At 70.6% G+C, this 12563-nt stretch carries 12 protein-coding genes and 1 riboswitch; of the genes, 7 read left to right on the forward strand and 5 right to left on the reverse strand.

Annotated elements, in window-relative coordinates; translation table 11 throughout:
• The first annotated feature begins 22 nt into the window (after positions 1–22).
• The 6 genes from H036_RS0106180 (at position 23) to H036_RS0106205 (ending at position 5105) form a co-directional block, all read left to right on the forward strand.
• Entirely contained in the window at positions 23–1810 is a 1788-nt protein-coding gene (locus H036_RS0106180; protein WP_017933914.1) for an AMP-dependent synthetase/ligase, read from the forward strand.
• Positions 1811–1896: 86 nt separating this feature from the next.
• Positions 1897–2250 carry a hypothetical protein gene (locus H036_RS0106185; RefSeq protein WP_017933915.1) on the forward strand — a complete coding sequence of 118 codons (354 nt, stop codon included), beginning with the start codon at positions 1897–1899 and terminating at the stop codon, positions 2248–2250.
• Positions 2247–3863, forward strand: a complete 1617-nt coding sequence (locus tag H036_RS0106190; RefSeq protein ID WP_017933916.1) for a sensor histidine kinase — start codon at positions 2247–2249, stop codon at positions 3861–3863. Before H036_RS0106185 ends, H036_RS0106190 begins: the two co-directional genes overlap by 4 nt.
• The gene (locus H036_RS0106195) at positions 3860–4501 is read left to right on the forward strand and encodes a response regulator transcription factor (RefSeq protein WP_017933917.1); all 642 of its coding nucleotides are present in this window, start codon (positions 3860–3862) and stop codon (positions 4499–4501) included. Before H036_RS0106190 ends, H036_RS0106195 begins: the two co-directional genes overlap by 4 nt.
• A 159-nt stretch (positions 4502–4660) precedes the next feature.
• Positions 4661–4876 (forward strand): Flp family type IVb pilin, encoded by a 216-nt coding sequence (locus tag H036_RS0106200; RefSeq protein WP_017933918.1) that lies wholly within the window; start codon positions 4661–4663, stop codon positions 4874–4876.
• A gap of 46 nt (positions 4877–4922) precedes the next feature.
• Entirely contained in the window at positions 4923–5105 is a 183-nt protein-coding gene (locus H036_RS0106205; protein WP_017933919.1) for a Flp family type IVb pilin, read from the forward strand.
• A 40-nt stretch (positions 5106–5145) separates the two neighbouring features.
• Here the strand turns inward: H036_RS0106205 and H036_RS0106210 are convergent, their stop codons facing one another.
• From H036_RS0106210 to H036_RS0106230, 5 genes are all read right to left on the reverse strand, one after another.
• Positions 5146–6360 (reverse strand): M48 family metallopeptidase, encoded by a 1215-nt coding sequence (locus H036_RS0106210; protein ID WP_232421824.1) that lies wholly within the window; start codon positions 6358–6360, stop codon positions 5146–5148.
• Positions 6361–6365: 5 nt separating this feature from the next.
• Positions 6366–7610, reverse strand: coding sequence for a hypothetical protein (locus H036_RS24255; protein ID WP_017933921.1), 1245 nt, complete (start codon positions 7608–7610; stop codon positions 6366–6368).
• A 42-nt stretch (positions 7611–7652) separates the two neighbouring features.
• On the reverse strand, positions 7653–8573 hold the full coding sequence (locus tag H036_RS0106220) for a C40 family peptidase (RefSeq protein ID WP_017933922.1): 921 nt from the start codon (positions 8571–8573) through the stop codon (positions 7653–7655).
• Positions 8574–8652: 79 nt separating this feature from the next.
• Positions 8653–8825: riboswitch (cyclic di-AMP (ydaO/yuaA leader) on the reverse strand.
• A 168-nt stretch (positions 8826–8993) separates the two neighbouring features.
• A complete protein-coding gene (locus H036_RS0106225) occupies positions 8994–9200 on the reverse strand; it encodes a hypothetical protein (protein ID WP_051068630.1) in 207 nt (68 codons plus the stop codon).
• Positions 9201–9294: 94 nt separating this feature from the next.
• Entirely contained in the window at positions 9295–10602 is a 1308-nt protein-coding gene (locus H036_RS0106230; protein ID WP_026145833.1) for an NYN domain-containing protein, read from the reverse strand.
• Between the two features lie 168 nt (positions 10603–10770).
• On the opposite strand from H036_RS0106230, the gene H036_RS0106235 reads away from it, so the two are divergent.
• Complete coding sequence (locus H036_RS0106235; RefSeq protein ID WP_017933925.1) at positions 10771–12558, forward strand: DEDD exonuclease domain-containing protein; 1788 nt, start codon at positions 10771–10773, stop codon at positions 12556–12558.
• The last annotated feature ends 5 nt before the right edge of the window (positions 12559–12563 follow it).

Consider the following 12563-nt stretch of genomic DNA (forward strand, 5'->3'; position numbering starts at 1 on the left):
AGCAGTATGTGCGGAGGAAGTAGTGCGCGAGTTCTCCACCCCGGCCACCTTGGAGCTCCCGACCGCGGGCAACCTGACCGACGACGTCGTGAGTAACGCGCGCGACTTCGCCGACACGGTCGCCTTCAGCCGCCCCGGCGGCAACGGCTGGGAGGACGTCACCGCGGCGCAGTTCCATGCCGAGGTCGTGGCCGTTGCCAAGGGTCTGGTCGCATCCGGCATCGAGCAGGGCGACCGCGTCGCGCTGTTCTCCAAGACCCGTTACGAGTGGACGCTGCTCGACTACGCGATCTGGTTCGCGGGTGCGGTCACGGTGCCGATCTACGAGACCTCCTCGGTGGAGCAGGTCCGCTGGATCCTCGAGGACTCCGGCGCCCGCGGCATCGTGGCCGAGGGATCCGACCACATCGCCCGCGTCGCGGAGGCGCGGGTGGACCTCGAGTCGTTGACAAGCGTCTGGTCCTTCGCGGACAACGCCGTCGACGTCCTCGTCCGTCTCGGTGGCGACGTCGCCGACGAAGAGATCGAGAAGCGGCGTACGGCGATCGTCCCGTCCGACCCGGCCACCCTGATCTACACCTCCGGCACCACCGGCCGACCGAAGGGCTGCGTGCTCACGCACAGCAACTTCATGGTCGAGCTCGGCGTCGCCGTGGACGAGCTGGACCGGCTGTTCCAGACCGAGAACGCCAGCACCCTGCTCTTCCTGCCGCTGGCACACGTGTTCGCCCGGATCATCCAGATCGGCTGCATCAAGTCCCGCACCCGACTGGGCCACTCCCCCGACATCACCAACCTGCTCGACGACCTGGGCGACTTCAAGCCGACCTTCATCCTCGCCGTGCCGCGCGTCTTCGAGAAGGTCTACAACACCGCCTCGCAGAAGGCCGCGGCTGACGGCAAGGGCAAGATCTTCAACATCGCCACCGATGTCGCGATCAACTTCTCCCGGGCCGACGAGGCCGGTCGGGTTCCGCTGGTGCTGCGCGCCAAGCACGCGCTGTTCGCCAAGCTGGTCTACGGCAAGCTGTTGGCGGCGCTGGGCGGCAACTGCCAGTTCGCCGTCTCCGGCGGTGCGCCGCTCGGCGAGCGGCTGGGCCACTTCTACCGCGGCATCGGGCTGACCGTGCTCGAGGGCTACGGCCTGACCGAGACGACCGGCGCGCTCACCGTCAACCTGCCCGACGCGCTCAAGATCGGCACCGTCGGTCGGCCACTGGCAGGCACCTCGGTGCGGGTCGCGGACGACGGTGAGCTGCTGTTCAAGGGCGGTCAGGTCTTCGCGGGCTACTGGAACAACGACAAGGCCACCGGCGAGGCGCTCGGTGACGGCTGGTTCCACACCGGCGACCTGGGCGAGGTCGACGACGAGGGCTTCGTGCGGATCACCGGTCGCAAGAAGGAGATCATCGTGACCGCCGGCGGCAAGAACGTCGCCCCCGCCGTACTCGAGGACAGGCTGCGGGCGCACGTGCTGGTCGACCAGTGCATGGTCGTAGGCGACGGCCAGCCCTTCATCGGCGCACTCGTCACCCTCGACCCCGAGTCGCTGCCGACCTGGGCCGAGGCGCACGGCAAGCAGGGCGGCGTGGAGGAGCTCTACGACGACGCCGATCTGCGGGCGGAGGTGCAGCGGGCGGTCGATGATGCCAACAAGGCCGTCTCCCACGCCGAGGCGATCAAGAAGTTCGTCATCCTGCCGGACGCGTGGACCGAGGAGGGTGGTCAGCTCACCCCGAGCCTGAAGCTCAAGCGGAACGTCGTGATGCGGGAGTTCCACGACGAGGTGGACGCGCTCTATCGACGCTAGACGGACGAAGGGGCTCGTTTTCTCCGCGGCCCGACTGGGCATCTGTCCTGTCTGGATGAGTCGTCTGGTGAGGGTGGAGGTGTGAGGTGATCGCGCTGCCGGTCCTCGGTGTCGTCGCCCTCGTCGTCACTCTGCTGCTCAACTCGACCGTGCGCGCCGCGGAGGAGTCGGCTGGGGCCGACGGGCCCGGCTCGACCGAGTGGATCCTGCGTCACTGCGTCACCCTGCGACAGGTCGCGATCACGACAGCCCGCCCTCCTGGGAAGCTCATGCAGATCCTGCGCGACATGCGGGTTGGCCACGGTCGCTCGGAAAGCTTGCGGGGCACGACCGGGCGGTGCAACGTGGACCAGGTGCGTCACGCGACCAAGGCCCGGCATCTGTCGGTGACGAGCACGCCAGTGATGCTCACCTCCATGAACAGTCGGCCGCGCAGATGAATGCCACCACGCCCGAACTCAGCCTGCTGCCCGACCCGCACCATCGTCGGGTCGCAGGGCTGACGCGCGGGTTCGCCCTGGTCGCAATGCTCGTTCCGCTGCTGTGGACGCGGGACACCGGGTCGCTGGTCGCGCTGGTGTTCATCGCCGCGACCTGGGGCATCGTCACCCTGCTCGAGTGGCGCAGCCGGGTCACCCTCGACGTCATCGGCGGGATCGAGGCGGCCGGCGTCGGCCTGGTCGCCGGCATTGCACTGGACCGGTCCCCCGCCGTCTTGGCAGCACTGGCGATCGTGCCGTTCAGCGCCGGGCTCTACCGGGGTGTGTGGGGCGTCGCGCTCTCGCTCTCGACCGAGCTCTTCGCGGTCGTCACCGCTGCGCTGGCCGTCCACCACGGGATGACGCCCGAGCAGGGCTACAGCATCTTCAGCTGGTGCTTCGCCGGTCTGGGCGTCGGCCTGATCGGCACCTTCCTGCGCAGCGCACTGCAGCAGCGGGCCGATCCACTGGCGCCCTATCTCTACGCGCAGTCGCTGCTGCGTCAGCTCATCGACATCAGTGGCGGCTTCGACGGTGGTCTCGACCCGGTCACCCTGGGCGGCGGCATCCTCAGTGAGGTCCGCGATGAGCTGCCGACGACGTCCCTGGCCCTCTACGTCACCCGCGGAGAGACCCTCTCGCGGCTGGTCACCAGGGAGAGCGGCGACAGCGTGGAGCCCGATTGGGAGGACGCCGCCCTCGCCGCCTGGGCCACCGCCGCCACCTACGTCGAGGAAAACGTCTTCGCCGTGCCGCTGCAGTCCGCGCACGACGGCAGCGTCTCCGCGGTCGTGGTCGCTTGTCTCTCCGACCGGGTCACCGCGGAGGGGCTGGGCCTGCACGACCGACTGGAGAAGCTGCGGCGCTCGCTCCAGGTCAGTGCCGTCCAACTCGACACCGCCCTGCTCTTCGCCGCGTTCCGCGACTCCGCGACCGCTGAGGAGCGACGCCGGCTGGCTCGCGAGATGCACGACGGGGTGGCCCAGGACATCGCCGGCCTCGGCTATCTCGTCGATGCCCTGGCCAGTACGGCGTCGACGCCGCAGCAGGCCGAGCGGATCGGCGTACTGCGGGAACGGATCACCGCCGTGGTGGCCGAGATCCGTCGTTCCCTCGTCAACCTCCGTACGTCGGTGGGTGCCAGCGAGAGCCTGGGCGCCGCTATCGGCTCGATCGCCCGGAACCTGACCGAGGTCTCAGGAGTGCCGATCCACGTCACCCTGGACGAGACCACCGACCGGCTGCGCCCTGAGGTGGAGGCGGAGCTGTTCCGCATCACCCAGGAAGCGATGAACAACGCGATCAAGCACGCTCACGCATCGGCGATCGAGGTGCACTGCCAGGTGCGGGCTCCGCAGGCCCTGATCACGGTCAGCGACGACGGTCGCGGCATGCAGGCGCCACGCACCGGCTCCCACGGACTCTCGATCATGCGGGAGAGGGCCTTGCTCATCAACGCGACTCTCGCCATGGTGGAGCGGGACGGCGGCGGCTTGGCCGTCACCGTCGAGATCACGAGTGGAACAGACGACGCCTCCACCCCGGAGGCTGGGAAGGCGAGGGTGGACGCATGACGTCGGTGCTGTTGGTGGACGACCACGAGCTGATCCGCGAGGGTCTGGCCGGGGTGATCGACCTGGAGGAGGACCTCGACGTGGTCGCCCAGGCCGGCACCGTCGCGGCTGCGCTGGAGCTCTACGAGCGGCTCTCCCCCGACGTCGTGGTCGCGGACCTGCAGCTCCAGGACGGGACCGGGCTCGACATCCTGCGGGCCATCCGGCGCCAGAGCAACACCACCGGCGTGGTGGTGCTGACGATGCACTCGGGTGATGACCAGATCTTCGCCGCGATGGAGGCCGGCGCGTCCGGTTTCGTCGGCAAGGACGCCCCCTCGCAGGAGGTCGTGCGGGCCGCCCGCCACGCCGCCGTCTCGCCGCGCTCCTTCGTCTGCTCGGGGCTGGTCGGCGCGATGATCCGGCGGCAGAGCAGCGAGTCCACCCGGCTCTCCGATCGCGAGCACGACGTGCTGCTGCTGCTGGCCGACGGCCTGGGCGCCGCCGCGATCGGTGAGCGGCTCTACCTCTCGGAGTCCACGGCCAAGTCGCACATCGCGCGGATCTACCAGAAGCTGGGTGCAGCGAACCGGGCCCAGGCCCTGGTCACGGCGATGCGGATCGGGCTGCTCTCCAGCGTGAAACCCACCGGAGCCTAGGCCCCGACCCGGGACCCTGCGCACCCAGCGCTAGTCCGAACGGACTACGCCGGCAGGCACCTTCACCCGATCCGTGGAGCGGCTGAGCTGCGGCACCATGGAGTCGTCGGGCGGTGCGGTTGCCTCGCCCAAGGGGATTGATCCTGAGGGGGACTTCGGATGCTGGACTACGTGCGCATCATGATGAAGGCGCGGCTCGCCAAGATGGACGAGCGCGGAGCCTCGGCCGTGGAGTACGGCCTGCTGATCGCCGGCATCGCGGCGCTGGTCGTCGGCGTCGTTTTCACCTTCGGCGGCAAGCTGCAGAACGTCTTCCAGGACACCTGCAAGGCGGTCAACGGAGGCGGCAACGCCTCGGCCGGCAACTGCACCTGACCGCCTGACCGGTGACATGGGGCCAACCGCCATCGGAGGGATAGCGATGACCCAACAGCGACCGAAGACCGACCGAGGCGCATCGGCGGTCGAGTACGCCCTGCTCGCCGCGGGCATCGCGGCCCTGATCGCGGTGATCGTCTACATCCTCGGCCCGCACGTGAGTCACATGTTCGGCAACACCTGCAACGCGATGACCAACGAGACCCATCAGAGCAGCTGCACGTGACCTGCGGGCGTTGACACGCACCGGTCCCGCGCGCTGGCGCTCAGTGACCGCCCAGCACCCGCCCTGCCAACGCGATCCGCTGAAGCGCCGTCGGATGCGAGCCGAAGACGAACTGCGACCACGCTGGCGGCGTCGGGTCGGAGAGCGAGCTGATCGCCAGCCGGCGCTGGAGCGCGACGAAGGAGTCCGCGTCCCGGGTGGTCACCAGCGCGTCCACGTCGGCGCGGGTCTCGATCTGGCGACTGATGGTGTTCTCCACCGGCAGCGCGAGCACCGAGGCCAGCGCGAAGAGCGCGAGCAGCAGCGGCACCGCGGCGGGATCGCGCAGACCGGCGTACCTGCGCCCGACCAGCAGCCCCAGCAGACCGACACCGAGGAACGCGGCGGCGACCCCGAGCAGCGTCCCGGTCAGCACGTCGTCGTGATGCGCGTGCCCGAGCTCGTGCGCGACCACGGAGAGCACCTGGCCGCGCGGCAGCTCGTCGATCAGGTTGTCGTAGAGCACCACCCGGCGAGTCGACCCGAAGCCGGTGACGTAGGCGTTGAGCTGCGTGGTCCGCTGCGAGGCATCGACGACCAGCACGTCATCGAGCCGAACGTGCTCCTCAGCCGCGATCTGGAGGATCTGGGAACGTAGCTCCCCCTGCGGCAGCGGCGTGAAGTCGCTGAACAGCGGCTCGACCAGGACCGGGTAGACGAACGAGCCGAGCAGCACCAGCGCGGCGATCACGACACCAGCGATCGCCGGCCAGGCGCGCTGCCAGCGCCTCGCGATGCCGAGCAGCACCACCACCGCGATCGCGGAAGCCACCACGGTGACGCCGACCCCGATCGCCACGTCGGAGAAGTACGACGCCCAGCTCTGCCTCGACAGGCCGTAGCGGAGCTGCTGGTGCTGCAGCGCGATGGCGAAGGGCAGTGTCGCGAGCCGGCCGATGACCGTGACCAGCAGCACCAGCACCGTCGCTCGCAGCCACCAGGGCCCGCGCAGCCGCTCGGCGACCGCCCGACCGAACCGGCTGAAACCCAACAGGCAGGCGACGGCCACCGAGACCACCAGGCTGCTGCGGCCCAGCCAGCGGGCCGCGTGCGAGTACGCCGTGGCACGGTCGATCTGCGCTTGGGTGAAGACGCTGTCGGCGGCCGGCGGGTGCAGCCGCCCGCCTGGGTAGGGGTGCCACGGCACCAGCACCGCCGCCAGTACGACGAACGCCGCGGCGCCGCCGACGGCCATGACGAGCGAGAGCCGCTTCATGGTGCTCACCGGGCCAGCCCCTCCAGCTCACGGCGCCACTGGACGGTGAATCCGCTGAGTCCGAAGCCGAACTGCTGCCGCATCGTCGTGTCCAGATCGGCTCCTCCGCGGACCTCGTCGTACAGGTGGACCAGGGCCTGCTCACCACCGACCCGGGCCAACAGCCGGCAGGCCAGCCAGGCCGCCTCGTACTCGGCACCGAACGACTCCGACTGGTCGTCGAACTCCGCCGGTCCCGGCAGGTGCTTCGGCGCGCCGTCCTTGCGCACCTCGGCCAGGATCTGCCGAGCCGTGGTGGACAGCGGCAGGGTGACGTCACGCAGCGCGACATAGTCGGCGAAGCCCTCCAGCAGCCACGGCGGCAGGGTGTCGTTGGTGGCCACGTCGGTCGCGGCGTGGGTGGCCTCGTGACTGAGCACGATCTGCGCGCCCTGGCTGTTGAGGCCGCCGATGACCTGCGGATTCACCAGCACGTGCACGGGGCCGCCCGTGCTGCCGTCGACCGTCGCCGTCACCGCCGCGACGCCGTGGTAGCTGCCGGTCGTGGCCCCCATCATCCGCTCCAGGCCGGTCTCGTCGGCCGGCACCTCAAGGACGAGGTCCGGGCGCGGCCAGGGCAGCACCTTGCGCACCGCCGCGACGGCACGGTCAGCGAGCGTCCCGTAGCGAGCGGCATGCCGCTGCGCAGCAGCACCGGTGCCGGCGAGCACCACCGTCGCGTCGTCGGTACGCCGCACCTGCACGGGGCCGGCCAGCCACAGTGGCAGCCGCCCTCCACCCGCCCCGAAGCCACGCAGCTCTATCCCGCCGCCGGCAGGCGCGAAGGTGGCACTGACGTCGGTGGAGGCGGTCTCGGTGTCGATGCCGCCGAAGCGCCAGGTGAGCGCGACGTCGGCGTTCCAGGAACCGTCGCTCGCCACGGCGCCGTCCTGCGCGACGTAGCGCGCAGTGAAGTCCTGCACCCGCAGCGCTGCTGCGTTGGCCACCACGGTGCGTGCCTCGCTGCCCTGCACCCGGTCGGGGCGCCGGTCGCGCACCGCCTGTTGAAGCGCTGCCAGGGCTGCGGCGGCCTTGCCCGGCTGCTCGGTCGCTGGCCTGCCGGAGCCGACCGCCTGAGGAGGCACCACGTAGGTGTCCTCGCCGTGCAGGCGCCAGGCGAGGAGACCGAGCGCCACCGCCAGCGCGGCGACCGTCGCCACGACGACACGGACCGCCACTCGCGAGGAGTGGCGGTCCGTGTCGGCAGTCATGGCGCCGAGTCAATCAGACCCGGCCTAGGGGTTGTGCGGGGATCAGCCCGGGCGGACGGCGCCCACGTAGGGCATCGAGTACAGGCCGGTCACCTTGACGCCCACGCTCGGGTTCTCGGCATTCACGATCATGCCGTTGCCGATGTACATGCCGACGTGGCTGATCGGGTGGTAGTAGAACACCAGGTCGCCCGGCTGAAGATCGGAGGCGGCGATGTGGCGACCGGAGCCGTACTGCGCGGCCGAGGAGTGCGGCAGCGAGACGCCGGCGGCGCCCCAGGCGCGCATGGTCAGACCCGAGCAGTCGAAGGCGCTGGGGCCGGCCGCACCGTAGACGTAGGCCTTGCCGACCTGAGCCATCGCGTAGGAGATCGCGGCCGCGGCGCTGCCGGTGGCGTTGATGTCACCGGCCGAGACCCGGGTCGAGTCGCGGGAGAGAAGCTCCTCGCGCTGCTTGGCCTGGAGGCCGCCGAGGACCTTCTTGGCCTCGGCGAGCTTGTCGTCGATCGTCGCCTTGGCCTGCTTGAGGTCGGCCTGGGTCTGCGTGACATCGGCGGCGCGATCCGCGGTCGCCTGCTGGCGCAGCTGGAGTGCCTGGACCTGGTTGGAGTAGTCGGTGAGCAGGCTGTTCTGGATGCCGTCGTAAGCGGACATCGTCGACAGGCCGGCGAGGAACGCCTTGGGATCGTCGCTGACGACGACCTGGCCCACGGCCGACATGTTGGAGCCCTCGAACTGGCGCATCACCGAGTCGCGGACCTGCTCGCGGACACCGCTGAGCGCCGTGTCCTGGCGCTTCTGGTCGGCTTCGAGGTCGGAGAGCTCGCTGCGCAGCTGCTTGAGCCGGACGTTGGCGGCGTCGTACTTCTCGCCGGCGGCGTCGGCCTGTTGGTAGAGGTCGTCGACCTGGGCCTGGACGTCCTTGATGGAGGGGGTCGCGTGGGCGGCCGTCGAGGGAAGCATTCCCACGACTCCGGCGACAGCAATCGTCGCGATACCAGCGATGAGTCGGTTCCGACCGTTCAGCACGAGCGGGCGTTCTCCTTGTTTTGTCGTACGCCTACCGGGTGAGCTGACGGATTCGGGCACGACATGCCCTACTCCCACTCCTCACGTCCGATAGGACGTGCCTCGCAGGAGATTCACCCCAGATGGCGGCTAGGCCGCCGATGGTTCCCCGGCTCGTGATCCGCCCCGATGCGGCTCACAACTCAGCGCGGTGCCCTCGCGGATCCGGTGTGATCCACTGCCTCGGGCACCAAGTGTCCTAGACCTTAACCGAGTCCTGCACAGCGTTGCCAATCCCTCTCCACAGTGTGTCGATATCCAATCTGCCTCATTTGTCACATGAGTCACATCAGCATCAGGAATCACGCCGAAACGCTAGGCCGACTCCACCGCCGGCCCCTCCACCGGCGAGACCAGTCGCAGCGGCGGCACCAGACCGCCGTCGGCCAGCACCTCCAGCGCCCGCCTCTCCTCGTCCTCCATGGTCAGCTCAGGTGGCAGTCCCAACAGCACCGTCACCACACAGTCGTGACACTCAAGGCCTCGCACCACACAGGTGTCGCAATCGATCGTCGTGCTCATGTCGAAGACGTTCGCAGCCGCCACCGACAGTTTTCGATCCGCCACCCGGACAGCGTGTCGCGGCGTGTCGCCACGGCGCTGCCGAAGGCCGGATCTAGCGCAGCGCCTGCAGCAGCACAGGCGTCGGCACCGGCCGTCCACCGCTGAGCGCGATGTCGCGCGCCACCGCCTGGTCGTCGCTGACCACCAGCACCACCCGGCCCGCAGGCTCGGCGGCAACCAGCTCACGGATCACGTCATCGGCGATCACACCGGCCGGGCTGAAGACCACCCGCACCCCGCGCGGCGCGCCGGCGACGTGACGGGCGGCAGCACCGGGCACCGCGGCCGCATCGAAGACGACGGTCGTCTCGGCGCCGGTGCGGGCCACCAGCGGCGCCAGCGCCTGCATCAGCCGGATCCGCTGGGCCTCCAGCGGAGAGGCGGGCCAGGCCTGCTTGGTGACGTTGTAGCCGTCGATGACCAGCCGGGCACGCGGCATCGCCAGGTAGCCCTCCAGCTCGCCGAGGCTCGCCACCGTACGGCTGCGCCCGGCCGGCTCGGACGGCACCTCGGCATAGGTCGCCTCGACGTTCTCCCCCGGCGTCCCGCTCACCTGCGGCAGGGCCAGCTCGCGGCGCAGACCGGACGCTGCGTCGATGATCGTCTCGAGCAGGAGCCGGGAGCGCTGGGTGGCCACCTCGCGCTCGCCGCGGGCGGCACGCCGCTCGTCCCCCGCCTCCGCCTCGAGCTGGGTGACCCGGCCCCGCAGCTGACGCAGCTCGCGGGCCTGGCTCGCCGCCGTCGCCTCGGCCTCGGCTCGGGCAGTCCGTGCCGCGGCGAGGCCCTCCTCGGCCTCGGCGAGGGCCTCGCGGCCGCCGCTCCGGGCCTCCCCGAGCCGACGCCGCAGCAGGGCGTTCTCCTGCTTGACCCCCTCGAGGTCGGTACGCCGCCGCTCGCGGGCCTCGCGCAGCTCCTGCTCGAGCTGGTCCACCCGGCGCTGCAGGCGCGCCACGTCCTGCTCCGCCACACCCGAGCGGGTCTGCTGCAGGCCCTGGAGCGCCTCCTCGAGCTGCTCGACCCAGGTCTCGGGCCGCAACAGCCAGGCGAACGCAGCGATCTCTGCGGCCTCGGCACCGGACGGCAGTCGGTCGGCGGCGTAGCGCGGCTGGGTGGAGCGCAGCTGCACCGCGAGCCGCTCACGCAGGCCGCCCTCGGCGTCCGGGTCCGCATCGAGCGCGGTCGCGATCGCCGTACCTCCCGCCTTGGCCCGCCGCGCTGGTGCGAAGGCGGCGATGCGGCGCAGCGCCGCCGGCAGGTCCGGAACCTGCGGCAGCACCTCGGCGCAGAGCGCGACGAGACGCGTCCGCACCGGCTCCGGAAGCTCGGCGACGGACGGCACCGGGGCCGGGGCAGTGGTCACGAGTGAAGGATAGGTGCGCCGGCACAGGCGCGCCGTCCCAGAACTGTCGGTGCTCGGATCTACGGTCACCGACATGAGTGAGCGGAGCGAGCGAATCGTGCGACACAGTGCGCGCCGTGCCTCATGCGCGCACGGAGCCCGGCGCCCTCGCATGCTGGGAGCGCGTGCATGAGCGCCACCGCAACGACCCGGTCTCGATGGGAGACCCAGCGCAGCTTCGACGAGCTGGGTCGACAGCTGCGCGACGTGACCTTCTGCGTGGTCGACCTGGAGACCACCGGCGGCTCTGCCGCGGGCGGCTCGATGATCACCGAGATCGGGGCAGTCAAGGTCCGCAGCGGCGAGATCCTGGGCGAGTTCCAGACGCTGGTCAACCCGCACAGTGCCATCCCGCCCTTCATCGCGGTGCTCACCGGCATCAGCGACACGATGGTGGCCGACGCTCCCGGGATCGAGTCGGCGCTGCCGGCGTTCCTGGAGTTCGCCGAGGGGTGCGTGCTGGTGGCGCACAACGCCCCCTTCGACGTCGGATTCCTCAAGCACTTCGCCACCCGCCAGGAGCGGCCCTGGCCTGCGTTCGAGGTGGTCGACACCGCCAAGCTCGCCCGCCGGGTGATCACCCGCGACGACGCTCCCAACTGCAAGCTCTCCTCGCTCGCCCAGGTCTTCCGGTCCGGCACCACGCCCAACCACCGCGCCCTCTCCGATGCGCGCGCGACCGTCGACGTGCTGCACGGCCTGATGGAGCGGCTCGGCGGCCTCGGCGTGCACACCCTGGAGGAGCTGCAGACGTTCTCCGCACGGGTCTCCACGGCCCAGCGCAAGAAGCGTCACCTCGCCGAGGCGCTGCCGCACGCGCCCGGGGTCTACCTGTTCCGCGACGACCGCGAGCGGGTCCTCTACGTCGGCACCAGTCGCGACCTCCGCACCCGGGTCCGGTCCTACTTCACCGCCTCCGAGACACGCTCCCGGATGGGCGAGATGGTCGGCCTGGCCGCGACGGTCACCGGCATCGAGTGCGCCACCACCCTGGAGGCGCAGATTCGCGAGCTTCGGCTGATCGCCGAGCACAAGCCCCGCTACAACCGGCGCTCCCGCTTCCCGGAGAAGATGCACTTCGTCAAGCTCACCCGCGAGCCGTGGCCGCGGCTCTCGCTGGTCAAGCGGGTCCTCGACGACCAGGCCGACTACCTGGGGCCGTTCTCCTCCAAGAAGGTCGCCGAGAAGGCCCTCCAGGCCCTCCACGACACCTTCCCGGTGCGCCAGTGCTCGGATCGGCTGGCGCGCAATGCCACGCGGTCGCCCTGTGTGCTGGCCGAGATGGGGCGCTGCCTGTCCCCCTGCGATGGCAGCGCCGACGAGGCCGCCTACGACGCCGTCGTCCGGCAGCTGCGCGACACCCTCCTGCGCAGGCCCGACGAGGTGATCGCCTCGATCAGCGGGCGGATGGAGGCGCTGGCGGCCTCGGAGCGCTTCGAGGAGGCCGGGGTGCATCGTGACCGCCTCGCTGCGTTCCTGCGCGCCGCTGCGCGCACCCAGCGGCTCTCCGCGCTGGCTCGTTGCAGCGAGATCGTGGCCGGCCGACGCCGCGACGACGGCCGCTGGGAGGTGCACGTGGTCCGGCGCGGCCGGCTCGCCGCGGCCGGCACGCTGCCGCCCGGCGGTGACGCCCACGCCTACGTCCGACAGCTGCGCGCCTCCGCTGAGACGGTGCTGCCCGCCCCGGGACCGGTTCCTGCGGCCAGCGCCGAGGAGAGCGAGCTGGTGCTCAAGTGGCTGGAGTCACCCGGCATCCGGCTGATCGACATCGACGGCGAGTGGACCTGCCCGGTCGCCGGGGCCACCCGGCATCTCGCTGTCCACGACGCCGTCGAGGAGTCGCGCCGCACGTTGGTCCCCTTCGACGAGCGCCGCGAGCTGTCCACCGTCCATCAAGGCGTGCCGTCGGCGCGGTAACGTGC

This window comes from Nocardioides sp. Iso805N, from assembly GCF_000364605.1.
Classification (GTDB): domain Bacteria; phylum Actinomycetota; class Actinomycetes; order Propionibacteriales; family Nocardioidaceae; genus Nocardioides.